We start from the raw sequence: 20,687 nt of genomic DNA, 5'->3' as shown, positions 1-20,687 counted from the left end.
ATAAGAGATGAAAAAAATAATGATAATGGTGGCTATAATTGCCATCGCAACTACCAAAATCACTTTTGCACAAAGCAAAACCGATGTAGCATTTAATCAGGTTTTAACAGCCTATTACGATGTAAAAAATGCCTTGGCAACAGATAAAAAAGATGTTGCAATTGAAAAGGTAAAGGTTTTAACGGCAAAAGTAAATGCTGTGCCGCATAAAGATTTACCTGCCGCACAACATAACGTTTGGATGGAACAAGCTAAAATCATCAAAGCAAAAGCGGCAGAGTTAGCTGCCGGTAAAGATATCAAAGTGCAAAGAAAATCATTTGAAGGAATTTCTTATGCAATGATTAAAACCGTAAAAAACATCAAATTTAATTCGGGTACCGTGTATGTTCAGCATTGCCCAATGGCGAAAGCAAGTTGGTTAAATGAAAAAGAGAACATCGAAAATCCATATTATGGAAGTATGATGTTTGATTGCGGTGATGTTGCTGAAACGATTAAAGCTAAATAATGAAACTGCATATCAAAAATATGGTGTGCAACCGTTGTAAAATGGTGGTTAAAGCCGAGCTGGAAAAGCTTGGCTTTAACCCTATTTCAGTCGAATTGGGGGAGGTTTGTTTAGTCGATAATATTTCTGTAGATGATAAACAGAAAATTGCCGAGAAACTAAATCATTTTGGTTTCGAGCTATTGGAAGACAGGAAAACACAGATTGCAGAACAGGTAAAAACCTCGATTATCAACCTGGTTCATTATACAAAAGAACCCTTAAAAATTAATCTTTCAGCTTATTTAAGTGAGCAACTGAAAATTGAATATCCGCAGCTAAGTTCAGTTTTCTCTGAAGTTGAAAATCAAACGATTGAGAAGTATTTCATCGCTCAGAAAATAGAAAAAGCTAAAGAAATGCTTACTTACGATGAATTAACACTTAGCCAAATTGCCTACCAACTTAACTATAGTAGTGTTGCGCATCTTTCAGCACAGTTTAAAAAGGTGACTGGTTTAACACCTTCGACTTATAAAATTGAAGCTAATGGTAAAAGAAAAACATTGGATGAAGTGTAAAGACTGATTAGCAATTGGCTGAAATAAAATAGAGGCAAAATTAGTTGATTATCTATATCCGTCAGTTGAAACTGACGGTAAGGAATAGCAGGGCGGTAACATAATAGAGAGAGAAAAAAATACATAATTTCAATATAATCTATCAGTTGAAGCTAAAGGTGAGGAATAGCAGAGGGGATGCGCATTATTGAAGTTGAAGCGCCTATTTAATATGTACACTATACATTTCATTGACGTTGACTTTAGTCAACGGACAATAAATATTCTATAACATAAAGCATCTTTCTTATCCTAGGTTAAGTTACCCCTAAAAGTTGCGATGTATCTTTATGCTTAATCTTTAGCAGATGTCAACTTTATCACAATTCAGAAATTTCACTCAGCGTTTGCCTCAAACAGATTTAATGCCAACCCTATTTATTGGCCATGGTTCGCCGATGAACGGGATTGAAAACAATGAGTTTAGTGAAAGTTGGTTTGATTTAGCCAAAAATATTCCTGTTCCTAAAGCCGTTTTGGTGGTTTCAGCACATTGGTACACCCACGGAACTTTTGTTACAGCAATGGATTTCCCATCTACCATTCACGATTTTGGTGGTTTCCCACAGCAGCTTTTTGATGTTCAATATCCTGCACCTGGTGATGCAAAGTTAGCGGCTGAAATCCCATCGCTAATTCATTCGGCCCAAGTTGGGTTAGACCACGATTGGGGTTTAGACCACGGAACCTGGACGGTAGTTAGGCACATGTATCCGGATGCTAATATTCCGGTTTTACAACTGAGCATTGATTATACCAAATCGCCTGAGGAGCATTACGAAATTGCTAAAGAAATTTATGCCTTGCGAAAAAAGGGCGTTTTAGTTATTGGCAGCGGCAATATGGTGCACAATCTTCGTATGTTAAGCTGGGACATGATTAACGGAGGCGGTTATGATTGGGCTAATGAAATGAATGATAAATTCAAAAGCCTTATTGCTAATGGCGACCATAAACCCTTAATTGATTACCGCAATTTAGGTGCTGATGCCATGCTGGCTATCCCAACTCCCGAACATTATTTGCCTTTGATATATACTTTAGGTTTAAAAAACGACAAAGAAGAGGTTTCCTTTTTCAACGATAAAGCTGTGGGCGGTTCACTAACGATGACTTCGGTTTTGGTGGGGTAAACCAACTAACCCAAGTACGAATTTCCTTTGTTTATAAACCCGATTGGATGAATGCCGATTTTTCTTCGGCAGTAAGGAAAGCGGGGCTGTTATTCCCGATGAAACACAGAACGTTCATTTCCAAAAAATAAATCGTCACTTAATACCCAAAATTCTATAACATTTTATGATTATTCTGTAACGCATTACGGGCATCTAAAAAGTACTTTTGTACAAACATTATAACATGACACATACCTATCAACTTACCGGAATGACTTGTGGTGGTTGCGAAAATAAAGTAAAAAGTAACCTTTTGTTATTACCTGACGTGACTTCGGTTGAAGTGTCGAAAGATACAAATTCGGCAAAAATTAGCATGGATAAACACATTGATTTAGCTGCGCTACAACAAGCTTTGGGTGGCAAAGAAAGTAAATATCAAATTTCGGCAAACGTACACACCGAAACAACTGAGAACACAAAATCATGGCTGGAAACTTATAAACCTATCTTGATTATTTTTGGTTACGTTACGGCAATATCATTGGTGGTTTCCTGGGAAAATGACGCGGTTAATTTCATGACTTTCATGCGCATTTTCATGGCAGGCTTTTTCCTTACTTTTTCATTCTTCAAAATACTGAATTTAAAAGGCTTTGCCGAAAGCTATGCGATGTACGATATCGTTGCGAAAAAATTTAGTGCCTGGGGATATATTTATGCTTTTATAGAACTCGGCTTGGGAATAAGTTTTGCGTTAAACCTCTCTCCTGTGGCTGTAAATTGGGTAACATTAATTGTGATGACCATCAGTATTTTAGGTGTTTTAGAAAGTGTATTAAATAAGAAAAAGATTCAATGCGCATGCTTGGGAGCCGTTTTTAACTTACCCATGAGTACGGTTACCATTGTAGAAGACGCAATTATGATTGCCATGAGTGCGGCAATGTTGATATTGATATAGATTTCTTTTACAACGTTACATTTGAAGAAGGTTATTGTTGCGATATGGTATTCACAATGTGTGCCAAATGGTGTTTTCCATGCCAGGCATACATGCCTAACATATTTGCCAAGGTAAGTTCTTTATTCTGTGCCGGGTGGATATATTTTCTTTGGTAATCTCCTATTTTTAAGGTTTTTAGGAAAGCAACCCAACGCTGATGTAGGCTTGCCAAAAGCGCAATTGACATTTGTATATCGCCATTTTTTGCCTCTTCAGTTTCAGCCCAGCGCTCCTCAAAATAAGGCCTAATAACCGGAATATCTTCTGTAATGGCCTGCTTAAAACGAATGTAGGCATTCATGTGGCTATCGGGAATATGATGAACCACCTGCCGCAATGTCCATCCATTTGGGCGATAAGTTTGATTCAGTTCTTCTTCAGTCAGGTTTTCAGTTGCCATTTTAATTTGATTTGGCAAATTCTCGATTTCAGAAATCCAGATTTTGGCTTGTTGCTCATCAAATTTTGCCGGCATAATAAATTGTCCGATTGGGTATTTAAGTTGTTCTAAATCCATAAAAGCAAAATAGGGTTTATATTGTAATTGCCAAGGAGCTTGTTTAAGCTTTAACTAAATAGTCATCAATAAACTCAGACGGACATGTTATGCTAATAGAGTTATCTTAAAAATCTTCTAATTTATAGAATTATAATTCCTTCATCTTATAATCCTACAATCCTCTAATCCTGGTCTTACAGTATTTTCTTCAACCACTTCAACAAGCCCATTTTTTCTTTGTAAGGTGGATATATCATGTTCGTCATGCCTAACTTTGATTGAAAGACTACAGCTCTTTCGTGTGAGAAGTTTTTAAATCCAAAGATACCATGGCAACTTCCCATTCCGCTGCTGTTTACCCCACCAAAAGGAAGATTCGGATTGCTGATATGAACCAAAACATCATTTACACAAGCGCCACCTGAGCTGGTTTCTTTAATGATTTTATCCTGATTATCTGAATTATTGGAGAAAATGTAAAGCGCCAAAGGCTTATCTTTCGCATTTACAAAATCGACGGCATCCTGTAAGTTTGCATAGGTTATTATTGGCAAAATCGGACCAAAAATTTCTTCTTGCATGATGGTATTTTCAGCTGTTACCGAAGTTAAAATGGTAGGCTCAATGGTTAAATCTTCAAGATTCGTTTTACCTCCCCAATTCAGCTTGGCGCCATCTTCAACTGCAGTTTTAATTAAGCCATCTAAACGCTCAAACTGTTTCTTATTGATGATTTTTCCAAAAACCTGCTTATCGATTTTGCCAGCATTGTAAAACATTTTTTCTGCTGATGCTTTAAAATACGATACAAACTCAGCTTCCATCTTTTCATCAATTAACACATAATCTGGAGCAATACAAGTTTGCCCGGCATTGACCAATTTACCCCAGGCAATTTTTTCTGCAGCTTTTTTTAAATCGGCAGAATCATCTACAATAGCTGGCGATTTTCCGCCCAATTCTAATGTTACCGAAGTGAGGTTTTTAGCAGCCGCCTGCATAACCACTTTTCCAATAGCTGTGCTGCCGGTAAAAAATATATGGTCGAATGGTAATTTCAATAATGCTGTTGATAAATCAGCATCGCCTTCAAAGCAAGCAATTTCCTTTTTATCAAAGGTTTGGCTAATGATGGTATGGACAACATGCGCAGTTGCAGAACTAAGTTCAGATGGTTTCAAAATCACGCAATTTCCGGCAGCGATTGCTGAAATCAACGGACTCATGATTAACTGAAAAGGGTAATTCCAGGGCGCAATAATTAAGCAAACGCCTTTTGGTTCGTAATAAATTTTATTGCCCGCAAAAAGGTTGCTCATTGTTCTACCAACCGAAATTGGTTTCATCCACTTCCCTAGGTTTTTTATCGCATCGTCTATTTCGGCATAAGTAAAAAATAATTCGGTTACAGCACTTTCAAAACGGCTTTTACGCAAATCATTTTCTAAAGCTGCGTAAATTACTTCTTCTGCACTTTCTAAGGCTTGCTTAAGAATTTTCAGTTTCGCAATTCGGGTTTTCGCATCTGTTTTACGCAAATCAAACTTGTGTTTCTGCTGTAAATCGAAAACTGCCTTTATTTTTTCTTCCATGTTTACCAATACTCTTTATTTAACATTTAAAGAATGTAAGAAATTATAGGGCTGTTGAGCTTATATGAAATCTTAAATGTCTTAAATGTTCAATTAGATACGCTATGTTTAAATTTAGTTAAAATACAATCGTTTCATCAAAAATTCATCGATTTAAAGCATATTGCATTAATTTTTTAAATCATCGTTTATGAAGAGATTGTTTCTAATTTACGCCTTTTTATTTCCATTCATGATGCGAGCGCAAACGATAAAAACGGATGTGTTGGTTATTGGAAATGGCGATGCTGCTTTAGCCTCCGGAATTCAATCTTATAAATCTGGTGTTAAAACACTTGTTTTAACGCAATCTGCCGGTTTTTCCAGTCAAAAAAGCGCTGTGAAACAATCAATTGCAGTTCAAAATTTATTTAAAACCTTAGCTACGTGGGAAGTTAAAAAGCGAAACAAACCAACAGAGCCGGTTTCAAAATCAAAAACTAAAGACACAAAAAAAGTAATTGATAGCACAACTTTGTTAAATATTATTGATAACGTAAAATACACCGAAATTAAGCGTTCGGGAAATGGATGGGCGTTAAATTTGAGTAATGGCTTGGATATAAAAGCTAAAATTTTAGTATTAGCCGATGAACCTGGAAAGCTTTTAGCGGCTTTAAAAATTACAGATTTAGCGGCTGCAGATACAGAGGTTTTAAATTACAACAGTAATCTTTACAGAACTTCCATCGCAGGACTCAATTTAACAGCATCTCGTTATTTATCGCTCTATAACTTACTCATTCCAAACCAAGAAAACTTATTGTTTATACCGCCCGGAAATGTAGAAATTGCACAGGCTGCTGGAGCCACCGCCGCATATTCTGCATTTTTCGACACGAAAACCAGTTTATCAAATCTAAAAAGAATTCAGGGCGAACTACTTAGTTACAGGCTAGCATTAATGCCTTTTGAAGATATTAAAGCTGCCGATTCGAATTGGTTAGCCTTACAAAAAGTTAGTATTACCGGAATTTTAAAGGCAGATATTAAAGAAGGAAAGGCATTTTTCAACCCGGAAAAAGTCGTTAGTTATGATGAAATAAAACAGCCCATTAAAGACTATTATTACAAGGCACAAATCTGGTTTGATGACAATAATAACATTCCCATCAACCTGGAAAATACAATTTCTTTGGTTTGCTATGTCGGCAATAAGGCAATTGATGCCACAAAAAACGAAATTGAAAAGAAATGGAAAAAGAACTATAAATTTTCATCTAAATACGATTTAAAAAAGGTGTTAAATCGTAGAGAATTTTCCGTTATCATCAATGAATATTTAAAGCCGTTTGATGAGGTGAATGTCGATAAAACAGGAAGAGTGATTCGTTAGAATCGGTTCTCTTTTCAACTAAAGGTAATTCTATGAAAATCTGAGTTTTTGTGGCAACTGCTACACCTGATAGAAACAAAATTTTGCCGCGGAAACACAGAAGTTATGGAAACTATTTATGTCTGAAAACATCATCTGTAAAATCTTTTCCATCTGTGGTTGATAAAGACGAGCGTTGTAACATTTCCATTTCCTTACCAATTTAGTTGCTGCATTATTTAAATTGCAGCATCCAAAATAAAATTCATGAAGAAATATTTACTTTTCCTTTTGCTTTGCTCAGGCGAACTCACATTTGCACAACAAATAGCTCCACTAACGGTAGAAAAAATAATGCGAGACCCAAAATGGATGGGAATTGCACCAACAAATTTCCGTTGGACTGCCGATAGCAAAACATTGTATTTCAATTGGAATCCTGAAAATAAAGCCAAAGAAGAGTTGTATAAAATTTCTGCAACAGCAAGTAAACCAATAAAGGCCGTTGATAAGGAAGATGAAAAATTATTAAGCTTAAATTACATCTACAATAAAGATAAATCGCTGGGTTTGGTGGAGAAAAGCGGAGATATTTATCTTCAAAATTTCAAAGCAAAAAAGGAAAGTAGGCTCACCAATACCATGGAAAGAGAAAGCAGTCCTGTCTTTTTAACCAATGGCGATATTGTTTATCAGTTAGGGGATAATCTTTTTCAACTGAATTTAAAAACTGCGGAAACGAAACAAATCACAAATTTTACTAAAGGTAAACCTGCCGGAAGAACGGCATCGAAACCTGCAACCGAACAAGATAGCTGGCTAAAAGCGCAACAAACTGAGCTTTTTGATATCATTAAAAAAAGAAATGCAGATAACCGTGGCGGCGGCGCTCGTGGAGCCCGAGGTCGTTTTGGTGCGCAAACTGCTGATACAAAATCTTTAAAACCACTTTACACCGATGATAGGTTTTTAAATGGTGTGGTGATTAGTCCGGATGGACGCTATGTTACCTACAAATTAACTACTCCGGCAACCAATAACCACAATACCATTGTCCCGAATTATGTAACAGCATCTGGTTACACAGAAGATATTCCAGGCAGAACCAAGGTTGGTGAAAGTGAAAATGTATCTCAAGGATTTATTTATGATACACAAAGAGATTCTGTGTACGCCATCCAAACGGCAACCATTCCCGGCATTAAGGATATTCCAGATTTCTACAAAGAATACCCTAAACAGCAGGATACTTTAAAAAAGAAAAACGCGGATAGACCGGTTAACTTTTTCGGTCCGCTGTGGAACGAAAATGGCAGCACCGGAATCGTAGTTGCAACTTCTACCGATAATAAAGACCGATGGATTTTAAAATTAGATGCTGCAACAGGAAAATTTAATCTATTAGACCGTCAGCACGATGAGGCTTGGATTGGTGGCCCTGGCGTAAGTGGTTTCTTTCAGGGAAGTACAGGCTGGATTGATAATAACCGTTTTTATTATCAAAGCGAGGCCACAGGATATTCACACTTATATGTAGTAAATGTTTCTACTGGCGATAAAAAACAGCTTACGTCAGGAAAATGGGAAGTGCAATCTGTCCTGCTATCGAAAGATAAAAGCACCTTTTACATTAAAGCAAATAAAGAACATCCGGGCATAACGAATTTCTTTAAAATTGGTGTAAACGGTGGTGCACTTGTGCAAATTACTTCAATGAAGGGCTTGAACGACATCACATTATCTCCCGATGAAAAGTTTTTGGCCATAAATTATTCTTATCTGAATAAACCAGGTGAATTATACCTTCAACCAAATAAGGTTAGTGCAAAAGCAGTTAAAATTACCGAATCTACTTCGGCTGAATTTAAATCGTATAAATGGCGTGAACCGGATATGGTTTCTTTTAAAAATCGTTATGGTGCCGATGTGTACGCAAGGGTTTATAAGTCAGATAATCCTCACCCAAATCATCCAGCAGTAGTTTTTGTACACGGAGCTGGTTATTTGCAAAATGTTCACTTTGGTTGGAGTACTTATTTCCGTGAATTTATGTTTAACAACTTGTTGGCGGATAATGGATACACGGTTATTGATATTGATTATACCGGAAGTTCTGGCTATGGCCGCGACCACAGAACAGGAATTTATCGCCACATGGGTGGAAAAGATTTAACTGACCAGGTTGATGGTGTTAAACTTTTGGTTGAAAAATATGGTGTAAATCCTAAACACGTTGGTTTATATGGAGGTTCTTATGGTGGCTTTATTACTTTAATGGCAATGTTTAACGAATCGGACGTTTTTGCAAGCGGTGCTGCTTTACGTTCGGTAACTGATTGGGCACATTACAACCACGGTTATACTTCGAACATTTTGAATGAACCTTTTAACGACCCAATCGCATACAAACAAAGTTCGCCAATTTATTTTGCCGATAAACTCAAAGGCAATTTATTGATGGCGCATGGAATGGTTGATGTGAATGTTCATTTCCAGGATATTGTGCGCATTTCTCAACGATTTATTGAGCTGGGAAAAAACAATTGGGAACTGGCTGTTTATCCGGTTGAAGACCACGGTTTTATTGAGCCAAGCAGCTGGACGGATGAGTATAAAAGGATTTTTAAATTGTACGAAAATACGTTGAAGAAGTAAAGTATGATTGAATAAAAATGCAATAGTCAGTCTTTTCATTCTAAAAACCTGAGATTTTCTCAAAAAGAATTTTCGTGAAATTGGGTTTAAATGAAGTCATTGCAGAGCACAAAAACCTTGTATAAAAGAAATGCCTTTGGGAACCACTCCAAAGGCATAATCAACCTAAACCTCAAACTAAACTATGAAAAATCTTTTGCCAATTGCTGGCTATATTTTAAATCCGCACTTGCGGATAATTGTATGCTTTCTAAAAGAAAAATAATAGGATATTTGTTTCTCTTTTTGGTGGTGCAAAGGTAAGAACTATTTTATATTTACCAAATATTTATTTAAAATTATTTTTATAATACAAAGTGATGACAAATGAACATCATTTCTAGGCAACATTTGCATAACAAACTACTTATAATCAGACAATTGAATATGATTATTGCAGAATTCATATTCTGCAATTTGGTTGGATCCGATAATGGTTAACCTGTCTTTAGTGAATTTTTCTATTAATTCCAGATACCATTTCATGCCTTGAACATCCAAATTACTGGTTGGTTCATCTAAAAATAATATTGGCGAATTAGAACAACAAGCCAAAGCTAGTTTGGTTCTTTGCTTCATTCCCGATGAAAAATACTTTATTTCTTTATTTGCCGCTTTATCAAAACCAAGAATGATGATGAGTTCTTTTGCATCAACACCATTAGCAAAATTTTTAAACTTAAAATGGAAGTCTATAAGTTCTTTAAGTGTAAAAGTTTCCACGAGTTCTAAGTACGGGGCAGCTAAACTGATGTGTTTGTAAATTTCTTCCACAGGAATATCTTTTGCGTCTGCAAAAGATATTTCACCTTCTGATGGTGTTAAACTTCCTGTGAGAACGCTTAACAATGTAGATTTTCCAGAACCATTCGGACCTAATATCGCATAACTGTTTCCAGAAATAAATTCGGTACTTAGATTTCTAAAAATCCACTCCTTGTTAAATCTCCTACCAACATTGTTTAAGCTTATCTTCATTTTTTAGTATCAAGTAAGACCTTACTCATGCATACGCTATTATCTACGCCGATATATTGACCGTAATTTTCAGTAATATGATAACCCATTTTTTGATACAAAGAGATAGCTTCGGGCTGCTTTTTGCCTGTTTCTAAAACACATTTGTTGTATTTTAATTCAGTTGCCCAAGTTTCTAGTTCGGATAAAACTTTTGCTGCTATGCCTTGCTTTCTGTAATCGAGGTGAACAAACATACGTTTTACTTCGGCTGCAGAATCTGAGAAAGTTTTGATGGCACCACAAGCAACAGGAATTTTATTTTGATAAGCTACTACAACTTCTTTTATTGTATCAACTTTATTAAACTGAGCATAAAAAGCATGTTCATCACCATCTCTAATTGCTAAATCTTTATCCAATAAAGCAACCAATTGTCTAAAATCGGCATTATCTGAATTGGTTCTGATAAGCACTAAATCATTCATATTCTTATTTTTTATCCCTTTAGAAACTCAGAAATATTAGACCAGAAATATAAAGGTGAGATAATTTTTTATTTAAAGGGCTATTCAACTCTGAATCGCTTTGCTTACAAAGATGGCTTAATCAAGATTAAAACTCAACTTAACCACATATGCAGCTAAGTGCTTATAACTTAGTTTTTTATTTCACCTGAAACCTTAGTATTAACCTTGTCCTCAACCTCATCCTTGATCTCAACCTCAATCTAAGCCTCAACCTCAACTAACTTCCCATGCCAAAACCCTTCATCACACCGCGGTTAGAGTTACGGATAAAATCTACAATCTCATCGCGAATTTCTGTAGGTTTAAATTCGGCCTCAATCATATCTAGGGCTTTCGTAACGTTGTTATGTTTCACAAAAAGCACACGGTAAATTTCTTGTATTTCGTCAATTTGCTCATTGGTAAAACCTCTTCTACGCAAACCAACAGAGTTGATACCTGCATAAGAAAGTGGCTCTCGAGCGGCTTTAACGTACGGAGGAACATCTTTACGTACTAGTGAGCCACCAGTTACGAATGCATAAGAACCTACTTTAACAAACTGATGAATAGCAACTAAACCAGCCAATACCACATTGTTTCCGATGGTAATATGACCTGCTAAAGTTGTGCTATTAGAGAAAATGCAATTGTCGCCAACCTCGCAGTCGTGAGCAATGTGCGAATAAGCCTGAATTAAGCAATTGCTGCCAATAGTGGTTTTCCATTTATCTTTTGTACCACGATTAATGGTAACACACTCCCGAATGGTGGTATTGTCGCCAATTTCTGCTGTGGTAACTTCTCCCGCAAATTTTAAATCCTGAGGTTCACCCGAAATAACGGCTCCGGGAAAAATACGGCAGTTCTTGCCAATCCGAGCGCCATCCATAATGGTAACATTCGAACCAATCCAGGTACCCTCGCCAATTACAACATCTTTATGTATTACAACAAAAGGTTCTATAACTACGTTTTCGGCAATTTTTGCCTGGGGATGTATATATGCTAATGGTTGTATCATTGTTGGGCTGGTTCTGTTTGTTTAACTTTTGAAATTTGAGCCATCATTTCGGCTTCTACTACAATTTTCTCGCCAACCATGCCAACACCTTTCATTTGAGCAATGCCTCTCCTAATTGGCTCTAGTAAATCGCAACGGAAAATTATGGTATCACCCGGAGAAACCTGTGCCCTGAAACGTACGTTATCTATTTTTAAGAAATAAGTTAGATAATTACTAGGGTCTGGAACGGTGCTTAAAACTAAAATTCCTCCAACTTGTGCCATTGCTTCTATCTGTATTACCCCAGGAAAAACCGGCGCACCAGGAAAATGCCCTTTAAAAAACTCCTCATTAATGGTTACGTTTTTTAAACCAACAACATGGTTTTTAGATAGTTCTAATATCTTATCAACAAAAAGAAACGGTTGGCGATGAGGTAAAATTTCCATTATCTGAGTTACATCATATAATGGTTTGGCATAAGGATCGTAAACTTTTAGTGTTTTTTTGTTTTTCTCTTTTTTTATGGCCGCTTTTATTTTTTTAGCAAATGCAACATTCGCGGCATGACCAGGACGAGCAGCCATGATGTGCCCTTTCAGGTGCATACCAACAAGCGCTAAATCGCCAATCATATCTAATAATTTATGGCGGGCTGGCTCATTTTGATAGCGCAGTTCCATATTATTTAAGATTCCTTGCGGCGCAACATCGATATCTTTTCTATTAAAAAGCTTAGCGAGATGATTTAATTCATCCTTTGTAACTTCCTTATCAACAATAACGATGGCATTGTTTAAGTCGCCGCCTTTAATCAAGTTATGTTGTAATTGATATTCTAATTCGTGCAGAAAGCAAAAAGTGCGGCATGAAGCAATTTCTTTTTTAAATTCGGCAATAGTGTTTATTCCAGCATGTTGACTACCTAAAACAGGCGAATTATAATCAATCATGCAGGTAAAACGGTAGTCATCCAAAGGCATAGCCACGATTTCTACTTTTCTATCTGCTTCGGTATACGTAATATTATGAGGGATGGTAAAATATTCTCTATCAGCATTTTGCTCAATCGTACCAGCTTCCTCTAACAAATCGATAAACTGAATGGAGCTTCCATCCATAATAGGCGTTTCGGGTCCATCAAGTTTGATTAGAACATTATCTAAATCCATGCCTATTAATGAGGCCATTACATGTTCGATTGTACTTACACTTGCTCCGTTTTGAGTAATTGTTGTTCCTCTGGAGGTGTCTGTTACATTATCTGCATCAGCATCAATAATTGGGTGACCATTTAAATCAACACGTTGAAATTTGAAACCATGATTTTCTGCCGCAGGGCAAAAAGTAATGGTAACGTTAGCGCCAGTATGTAAACCAACTCCCGATGCTGATATTTCTTTAGTAATTGTCCTTTGTCTAACGTTCATTATTAATTGTATTCTTTTCCAATTCTGCTGTAAGTTTTTTTAATTCTTCTTCGAGCACATTAATTCTTTTTTCAACATCAGGTAGATGTTTAAAAATTACAGAAGCACGCATCCAATTGCGTAAAGGTTGCGCTGGACTACCATGCCATTGCTTATTTTCTTCGGTAATGTTAAAGTTTAAACCAGCCTGAGCACCAATTTGTGTGCCTTTCGCAAGGGTTAAATGACCGGCAATGCCTACCTGGCCACCAATAACACTATTCGGACCAACTTTGCTACTACCAGAAATACCCGATTGCGCAGCTAAAACCGTATGCTCGCCAATTTCTACGTTATGTGCAATTTGAATTAAATTGTCGATTTTGGCACCTTTTTTAATAATTGTAGATCCCATTGTGGCTCTATCAACCGCTGTATTTGCGCCAATTTCTACATCATCCTCGATAATTACATTGCCAATTTGAGGTATCTTGTTATACGTGCCGTCCGTTTGCGGAGCAAAGCCAAAACCATCACTACCAATAACGGTATTTGAGTGAATGATAACCCGATTGCCAATAATTGAATTATGATAAATCTTAACGCCGGGGAAAAACACGCAAGACTCGCCAACTTTGGTGTTTTCTCCAATAAATACCTGGGCATTTATTTTCGTAGCGTCTGCAATTTCAACATTTTCGGCTATGTAAGAGAACGGCCCAATAAATACGCCTTTGCCAATCTTTGCAGATGGATGTACGAAAGCCAATTTATCAATACCAGATTTTTCTGTGTTCGCATTTACCGCTTCGTTGTATTTATCTAATAGTACGGTAAAAGAACTATATGGATTTTCGACACGAATTAACGTGCTTGTGTATTCTTGTGTAGGTTTAAAATCTTTAGAAACAATTACAACTGACGCCTGAGTAGAATACAAAAAGTTTTCATACTTAGGGTTAGAAAGGAAAGACAAAGAGCCTTCTTTACCATCTTCTATTTTAGAGAGTTCTGTTACAGCTACATTTGGGTTACCATCAATGGAACCGTTTAAAAACTCGCTTATCTGCGTGGCAGTAAATTGCATTGTACAAAGGTAAATGTTAAATTGATATGAACAAAAAAACCTGTTCGGGTTAACTCGTGTATTTAATACACAATAATAAGACTTAAAACGGCACTGAAAGTTAAATATTTTGTTAAATAAGCTTAAATTCCACGAGGATAGCAAAGAATATATTTTTCTACCGTTTTCTGCAGCGATTGTAAGTTAGATAAATCTGATGCTTTTGCAATATCAACAATATCGTTATTTTTCATCAATATCTTAATATTTCCAACACCTGCATTATAAGCTCTGTTCTGTATAGAATCGGTAAAAACGAAATATTTAGCTTCTTCTTTTGTTATGCCTAATAAATCTGCAGCAGCATTTTGTAGAAACTCAATGCGCTCCTCATCAGCTTTTCCATTGCTCACCTCAACTTTATATAAATTTCTAGAGGTAAGCATTTTACATAGTTCAGACAAAATTTTATCAGGATGTTTAGCCCAAACCTTTACGGAAGTATAAATGTCCTGATCATCTAGATTTGTAAAATGCTCCAGATTTTCATGCTGATAAAAGAAATTATCTTCGTTTATATCATTTTCAAGAAAATAATTTAATGATGGTGCAGCAAACAGATTTTCGCCATTGGCTGATAATTCTTTAGCTCTTTCCAACAGTTTAACCAAAATCATTTCTCCAGAAATAACCGTTTTGTGCAAATAAACTTGCCAATACATTAAACGCCGGGCAATAAGAAACTTTTCGATTGAATAAATGCCTTTCTCTTCGATAACCAAATCATCATCAAAAACATTAAACATTTTTATAATTCTATCAAAACTTATCACACCTTCACTCACGCCAGTAAAAAAACTATCACGGTTCAAATAGTCCATTCTATCTAAATCGAGCTGACCAGATATTAATTGATGTAAAAACTTCTTGTGATAAGTGCCATTAAATATTTCAATCGCATGCGTTAATTTTCCGCTAAAGTGGCGGTTTAAATCCTGCATCAGCTTTGCTGAAATATCTTCGTGTTTTATTCCGGTAACCAACGAATGTTCCAAGGCATGAGAAAATGGTCCGTGGCCAATATCGTGTAGTAAAATGGCCAATATTGCCGATTCTTCTTCACCATCGGTAATTACATGTCCTTTACTTTTTAATAATCCTATGGCCAAACTCATTAAATGCATGGCACCTAATGCATGATGAAAGCGGGTGTGTAATGCTCCGGGATAAACAAGATGTGTCATCCCAAGTTGCTTGATGTAGCGCAATCGCTGAAAGTAAGGATGCGATATCACATCGTAAACTAATTCGGTTGGAATGCTGATAAATCCGTAAACCGGATCATTTATGATTTTCTTCTTATTCAAGCGTTAAAAATAGTTAAATAGACATATACGGTACAAAAATTGCTATTTTTATTTATACTTTGATTACCTGCCATAATATATGGCTCGATACACAACAATTTTTACAAAAACATGCAAGAAACTAAAATATTGTGGGCCGATGACGAAATCGATCTACTAAAACCTCATATATTACTACTTAACGATAAAGGTTATAATGTTACTACGTTTACAAATGGTAACGATGCGCTTGAAGCGTTTGGGAAATCTCATTTCGACCTTGTTTTTTTAGATGAAAATATGCCGGGTATGAGTGGTATTGAAACCCTTTCGGCAATAAAAAATTTAAATCCTGATGTACCTGTAGTTTTAATTACCAAAAGTGAAGAAGAAAATTTGATGGAGGATGCGATTGGTAGTAAGATTGATGACTATTTAATTAAACCTGTAAACCCGAAACAAGTTCTATTAACCATAAAAAAACTGATTGATAAAAAACTATTGGTAAGTGAAAAAACATCAATGGCTTACCAGCAAGATTTTAGAAGGTTGGGTATGACGTTGGGCGATCGCCTTAGCTATGATGAATGGGTAGATACCTATAAAAAAATAGTGTTTTGGGAACTTGAATTAGAGAAATTGGATGATCCGCAAATGCATGAAATCTTAACCATGCAAAAACAAGAAGCCAACACCCAGTTTTCTAAATTTATTGAAGAACATTATTTAAACTGGATTAAGGATAAGGATAACGCACCGTTGCTATCAAACGAATTGTTGAAGAAAAAAGCCTTTCCACACATTAACGATACCACGCCAGTATTTTTTATTTTGATTGATAACCTGCGTTATGATCAATGGAAAATTATCAACCCATTAATTTCTGAGTATTTTAGAATTGATGAGGAAGATATGTACACCAGTATTTTACCAACTGCAACTCAATACGCAAGGAACGCGATATTTTCTGGTTTAATGCCTTTGGAAATGGAGAAGCGCTTTCCTAGTTTGTGGCAAAATGATGATGACGAAGGTGGAAAAAACATGCACGAAGAAGCATTCCTAGCCGATAACATTAAACGTAGTTTGCGTAAAGATTGCAAGTTTAGCTACAATAAAATTTTAACTTTTGAGCAAGGGAAAGAATTGGTGGAGCAAACCAATAATCTATTAAAAAACGACTTCAACGCAATTGTGTTCAACTTTGTTGATATGCTTAGCCACGCCCGTACCGATATGCAAATGATACGTGAACTGGCAAATGATGATGCTGCTTATCGCTCGTTAACGCTTTCATGGTTTGAACATTCGCCGCTTTGGGATTTATTGAAAAAAATATCTCAAAAGCAGGTTAAAGTTATTATCACAACTGATCATGGAACCATAAGGGTTAAAAAACCGGTAAAGGTTATTGGAGATAGAAGCACAAACACCAACTTGCGTTATAAACAAGGTAGAAATCTGAATTTTAATGCAAAGGAAGTTTTTGCAATTAAAAACCCTCATGATGCATTATTGCCAAAAATTAATATCAGTAGCAGTTACATTTTTGCTAAAGAAGACAGCTACTTCGTATATCCGAATAACTACAACCAATTTGTTAATTATTACAACGAAACTTTTCAGCATGGAGGGATATCATTAGAAGAAATGATTATTCCTGTAGTAACCTATTCTCCAAGATAACCCCCAACCCCTAAAAGGGATTTAAAAGCAAAAGCGATGCAATTATGTATTACTTTTGCTTTTTATTTTTGTAGCAATGAAAGTCCAGATTGAAAATTTAGATGATTTACCTAAAGTTGCAGATAAGCTTTTGGTGTTTTCAGGCGAACATAAAATTTTCCTTTTTGAAGGAGAAATGGGTGCAGGTAAAACCACCTTTATAAAAAACTTCTGTAAAACTTTAGGCGTAAACGATGCAGTTTCTAGTCCAACATACTCTATTGTTAACGAATATATAGGCAATAGTGGGTCATTATATCATTTTGATTTTTATCGGATAAAAAATATTCAAGAAGCTTATGATTTAGGTTATGAAGAGTATTTTTACGGAGGTGGTATTTGCCTTATCGAGTGGCCTGAAAGAATAGAAGAATTATTGCCTGAACATTATGTAAAGGTAGAAATATCAATTCTTAACGACTCGCAAAGGGTGTTCGAGTTTAGTAAAATCTAAATTCTGATGTGATTTGTTATCAGTATTTTAACAGATTTTCCGTACCTTCATCAACCTAAATTAAAACATTTTACTGATAAAAAACATGGCTACAGGATTACGCGAAGGAATGGCCGATATAGCTCGTCAAGGTTTACTGCAAACTCAAGAAGCAACGCTTGAAACTCGAAATAAGAAGAACAACCTTTATATAGGAATTCCTAAGGAAATCTCTTTTCAAGAGAATAGAATTGCATTAACGCCTTTATCTGTTGCCTTGCTGGTTAATAATGGGCACCAAGTTGTTTTAGAAAGTGGGGCTGGTATTGCCGCTAATTTTTCTGATTCGGAATATGCAGAGCAAGGCGCTAAAATTGCTTACGATAAAAAAGAGGTTTTCGATTGCGATATTTTAGTGAAGATTGCGCCACCTATGCTTGAGGAAATCGCGATGATGCATGCAGGGCAAACTTTAATATCATCACTACAAACTGGTACGCTTAAGCAAGAATACCTTAAGGCTTTAATGCAAAAAAAGATTAATGCATTATGCTTTGAAAATCTTCGGGATGAAGGTAACGTATTAAGCGTAGTTAGGGCTATGAGCGAGATTGTGGGTTCTACATCGATATTAATTGCTGCTGAATATCTGAGCAATGTTACCGGTGGTAAAGGGCTTATGTTAGGTGGCTTTACTGGTGTGCCACCAACTGAAATTGTAATTTTAGGCGCAGGTACAGTGGGCGAGTATGCTGCCAGAACAGCGCTAGCATTAGGGGCAGAAGTTAAAGTTTTTGATAGTTCTATTTATCGCTTACGCAGGCTCCAAAATAACTTGGGCAATAGCAGGGTTTTTACCTCGGTGATGCAGCCAATCGTTTTAAATAAAGCAATTGTAACATGTGATGTTGTCATCGGTGCAATTCGTGCAAGCCATGGTCGTAGCCCTTGTATTGTTATGGAAGAAACTGTTGCCCGAATGAAACCACACTCCGTAGTAATTGATATAAGTATTGACCAGGGTGGGTGTTTTGAAACTTCTGAAGTTACAAACCATACTAACCCGGTATTTAGAAAATATGATGTTATTCATTATTGTGTACCAAACATAGCATCTCGAGTTCCTAGAACAGCTTCATATGCTTTAACAAATATTTTTGCGCCAATTCTGTTAGATATTGGTGAATTTGGTGGCTTAATGAACATGGTTTGGAACAATCCCGGTATCCGCGAAGCGCTTTATATTTATCAAGGTAATGTTACCAATAAAGATTTGGCAGATATGTTTAATCTGCCTTTTAAAGATTTGGAATTATTGGTCGTTTCCAATCAGTAAATTAAATATTTGTAATCGCGATGCTCAAAAATCACAACAATGAAATTTAACATTTTTGTACTTTTCTTATTTGTTTCCTTTTCTGGTTTTGCTCAAACAAGCCCTATAAAACCAAAGAAACTTGTTGTAATAAATTCTTACAGTCAATATTTATCATCGGTTAAAAGCAACCCAAACAACGAGCTTATCGAAATAAAAAAGGCAATTCCAACAATTAAACTGGATATACGTTATGCTACAAAAAACAATTTCATGAAGCAGGTTATGTATGGACAGGCTAGGGCTTTCGCCAGGAAACCTGTTGTAGAATCTTTAAAAAAGGTGCAGTCAGAATTAAATAAAAAGGGTTTGGGTTTAAAGATTTTTGATGGCTACAGACCTTATGCAATTACAGTTGCATTTTATAAAAAAGCAAGCGATAAAAACTTTGTTGCAAATCCAAAGCAAGGTTCTAAACACAATAGAGGTTGTGCTGTTGATTTAACAATTATAAACTTAAAAACGGGGAAGGAAATACCAATGCCTACGCCTTATGATAGTTTTTCTGCGGCTGCGGCAGCCAATTATCCAAATGTATCAGCAGAGGTTAAAAAAAATCGCGATTTCTTTATTTCTTTAATGAGAAAACACAAGCTAAACGTTCTTGAAAATGAATGGTGGCATTATGATTTTCAAGGATGGCAAAATTATGCTTTAATGGATATTCCTTTTGAGAAGCTTTAAAAAGGTTCATTAGTCATTTGCCATTGGTTTATTAGTTTGGACGTATTAAATGCTACTTTTTTACTCCGAGCAAACGCTGCGGTTAGTGTAAAACGAATGTTTAATACTTATGGTTGGCGAGCCACCGCGGATATTGGCTAGCTTAAATTCCAAGAGATAATTCGTGGGTTTTAAATCTGCGTATATCTCCGGGCAAAAATGAAAAAATTACAAATGATGCGGAACTCCGTATTGATCCATTTTTACTCGGGCCTTATCGCCTTTTACTGTTAGGTGAAAGATAAAGTCGTAATCATCATCAGTTAATTCTTCACGCGGGCGCTTGCCTCCAAAGGCTTCGATAATTTCTAAAACCGTGTTTGAATGACCTGCAATAACAATTTTTTTGCCAACGTAATTTGTTTTGATGCTATCAACAAGTGATTTAATATCGGTGTAATTTACCACTTTAGGTATAACCAGCGAATCTAAAGTAGTTCGTGTTCTTTTGTAAGGTGTAGTAAATCCAAAATCGATTTTCTCTTTTTTCAAATACTCCGCCAAATCTCTCGCTCTTATTTTTCCTTCATCAGATAGTTCTGGATCTTTTTCCTGTGGGTTTGATTTATCTTTTTCAGCATGGCGAACTACCCAAATCTCGGTAGTTTGCGCTAAAATAGAAGAAGTAAACAGTAAGATTATGGATAAAAACAAGACTAATTTTTTCATGCTGCTAATATTAAAAAATTAAGTGGTTAATTAAAACATTGTCTCGTAATGCGAATTAGTTCATCATTTTGATGGTTTATCATAGCATTAATTTTTAAT

At 36.0% G+C, this 20,687-nt stretch carries 20 protein-coding genes; 11 read left to right on the top strand and 9 right to left on the bottom strand.

Annotated features, from left to right (window positions below; genetic code table 11):
- Nucleotides 1-7: 7 nt before the first annotated feature.
- From D7004_RS17020 to D7004_RS17005, 4 genes are all read left to right on the top strand, one after another.
- Nucleotides 8-511 carry a DUF3347 domain-containing protein gene (locus tag D7004_RS17020; protein WP_123207024.1) on the top strand — a complete coding sequence of 168 codons (504 nt, stop codon included), beginning with the start codon at nt 8-10 and terminating at the stop codon, nt 509-511.
- A complete protein-coding gene (locus tag D7004_RS17015; RefSeq protein ID WP_123207023.1) occupies nt 511-1,071 on the top strand; it encodes a helix-turn-helix domain-containing protein in 561 nt (186 codons plus the stop codon). The genes D7004_RS17020 and D7004_RS17015 overlap by 1 nt, the downstream gene beginning before the upstream one ends.
- Before the next feature lie 347 nt (nt 1,072-1,418).
- On the top strand, nt 1,419-2,243 hold the full coding sequence (ygiD, locus tag D7004_RS17010; RefSeq protein WP_123207022.1) for a 4,5-DOPA-extradiol-dioxygenase: 825 nt from the start codon (nt 1,419-1,421) through the stop codon (nt 2,241-2,243).
- A gap of 226 nt (nt 2,244-2,469) precedes the next feature.
- Entirely contained in the window at nt 2,470-3,189 is a 720-nt protein-coding gene (locus D7004_RS17005) for a heavy-metal-associated domain-containing protein (RefSeq protein ID WP_123207021.1), read from the top strand.
- Between the two features lie 31 nt (nt 3,190-3,220).
- Here D7004_RS17005 and D7004_RS17000 read toward each other — a convergent pair whose 3' ends face one another.
- On the bottom strand, nt 3,221-3,748 hold the full coding sequence (locus D7004_RS17000; RefSeq protein WP_123207020.1) for a YfiT family bacillithiol transferase: 528 nt from the start codon (nt 3,746-3,748) through the stop codon (nt 3,221-3,223).
- 176 nt (nt 3,749-3,924) lie between these two features.
- On the bottom strand, nt 3,925-5,322 hold the full coding sequence (locus tag D7004_RS16995) for an aldehyde dehydrogenase family protein (RefSeq protein WP_123207019.1): 1,398 nt from the start codon (nt 5,320-5,322) through the stop codon (nt 3,925-3,927).
- Between the two features lie 190 nt (nt 5,323-5,512).
- Between D7004_RS16995 and D7004_RS16990 the strand changes: the two genes are divergently transcribed.
- From D7004_RS16990 to D7004_RS16985, 3 genes are read left to right on the top strand one after another with little or no spacing between them, the layout of a single operon-like run.
- Nucleotides 5,513-6,697, top strand: coding sequence for a hypothetical protein (locus tag D7004_RS16990; protein ID WP_148042831.1), 1,185 nt, complete (start codon nt 5,513-5,515; stop codon nt 6,695-6,697).
- A gap of 50 nt (nt 6,698-6,747) precedes the next feature.
- Entirely contained in the window at nt 6,748-6,903 is a 156-nt protein-coding gene (locus D7004_RS20750) for a hypothetical protein (protein ID WP_167459528.1), read from the top strand.
- 40 nt (nt 6,904-6,943) lie between these two features.
- Nucleotides 6,944-9,331, top strand: a complete 2,388-nt coding sequence (locus D7004_RS16985; protein WP_167459527.1) for a S9 family peptidase — start codon at nt 6,944-6,946, stop codon at nt 9,329-9,331.
- A 402-nt stretch (nt 9,332-9,733) separates the two neighbouring features.
- Here D7004_RS16985 and D7004_RS16980 read toward each other — a convergent pair whose 3' ends face one another.
- The 6 genes from D7004_RS16980 to D7004_RS16955 all read right to left on the bottom strand — a co-directional run bounded on the left by D7004_RS16980 (nt 9,734) and on the right by D7004_RS16955 (nt 15,684).
- Nucleotides 9,734-10,348 (bottom strand): ABC transporter ATP-binding protein, encoded by a 615-nt coding sequence (locus D7004_RS16980; protein WP_123207017.1) that lies wholly within the window; start codon nt 10,346-10,348, stop codon nt 9,734-9,736.
- Nucleotides 10,345-10,815 (bottom strand): GNAT family N-acetyltransferase, encoded by a 471-nt coding sequence (locus tag D7004_RS16975; protein ID WP_123207016.1) that lies wholly within the window; start codon nt 10,813-10,815, stop codon nt 10,345-10,347. Before D7004_RS16975 ends, D7004_RS16980 begins: the two co-directional genes overlap by 4 nt.
- Nucleotides 10,816-11,074: 259 nt before the next feature.
- A complete protein-coding gene (lpxA, locus tag D7004_RS16970) occupies nt 11,075-11,860 on the bottom strand; it encodes an acyl-ACP--UDP-N-acetylglucosamine O-acyltransferase (protein WP_123207015.1) in 786 nt (261 codons plus the stop codon).
- A complete protein-coding gene (locus D7004_RS16965) occupies nt 11,857-13,272 on the bottom strand; it encodes a bifunctional UDP-3-O-[3-hydroxymyristoyl] N-acetylglucosamine deacetylase/3-hydroxyacyl-ACP dehydratase (RefSeq protein ID WP_123207014.1) in 1,416 nt (471 codons plus the stop codon). Before D7004_RS16965 ends, lpxA begins: the two co-directional genes overlap by 4 nt.
- Entirely contained in the window at nt 13,262-14,338 is a 1,077-nt protein-coding gene (gene lpxD / locus D7004_RS16960) for a UDP-3-O-(3-hydroxymyristoyl)glucosamine N-acyltransferase (RefSeq protein ID WP_123207013.1), read from the bottom strand. The genes D7004_RS16965 and lpxD overlap by 11 nt, the downstream gene beginning before the upstream one ends.
- A 122-nt stretch (nt 14,339-14,460) precedes the next feature.
- Nucleotides 14,461-15,684, bottom strand: coding sequence for an HD domain-containing protein (locus tag D7004_RS16955; RefSeq protein ID WP_123207012.1), 1,224 nt, complete (start codon nt 15,682-15,684; stop codon nt 14,461-14,463).
- A 111-nt stretch (nt 15,685-15,795) separates the two neighbouring features.
- Between D7004_RS16955 and porX the strand changes: the two genes are divergently transcribed.
- The 4 genes from porX to D7004_RS16935 all read left to right on the top strand — a co-directional run bounded on the left by porX (nt 15,796) and on the right by D7004_RS16935 (nt 19,880).
- Entirely contained in the window at nt 15,796-17,349 is a 1,554-nt protein-coding gene (porX, locus tag D7004_RS16950; RefSeq protein WP_123207011.1) for a T9SS response regulator signal transducer PorX, read from the top strand.
- A 76-nt stretch (nt 17,350-17,425) separates the two neighbouring features.
- Nucleotides 17,426-17,842, top strand: coding sequence for a tRNA (adenosine(37)-N6)-threonylcarbamoyltransferase complex ATPase subunit type 1 TsaE (gene tsaE / locus D7004_RS16945; RefSeq protein WP_123207010.1), 417 nt, complete (start codon nt 17,426-17,428; stop codon nt 17,840-17,842).
- Between the two features lie 85 nt (nt 17,843-17,927).
- A complete protein-coding gene (locus tag D7004_RS16940; protein ID WP_123207009.1) occupies nt 17,928-19,157 on the top strand; it encodes an alanine dehydrogenase in 1,230 nt (409 codons plus the stop codon).
- Between the two features lie 39 nt (nt 19,158-19,196).
- The gene (locus D7004_RS16935; protein WP_123207008.1) at nt 19,197-19,880 is read left to right on the top strand and encodes a M15 family metallopeptidase; all 684 of its coding nucleotides are present in this window, start codon (nt 19,197-19,199) and stop codon (nt 19,878-19,880) included.
- 207 nt (nt 19,881-20,087) lie between these two features.
- On the opposite strand, the gene D7004_RS16930 is transcribed toward D7004_RS16935, so the two are convergent.
- Nucleotides 20,088-20,588, bottom strand: a complete 501-nt coding sequence (locus tag D7004_RS16930; RefSeq protein WP_123207007.1) for a histidine phosphatase family protein — start codon at nt 20,586-20,588, stop codon at nt 20,088-20,090.
- Between the last annotated feature and the right edge of the window lie 99 nt (nt 20,589-20,687).

Source organism: Pedobacter jejuensis, from assembly GCF_003725795.1.
Classification (GTDB): Bacteria; Bacteroidota; Bacteroidia; order Sphingobacteriales; family Sphingobacteriaceae; genus Pedobacter; species Pedobacter jejuensis.
This window is presented reverse-complemented; position numbering and strand designations above follow the sequence as displayed.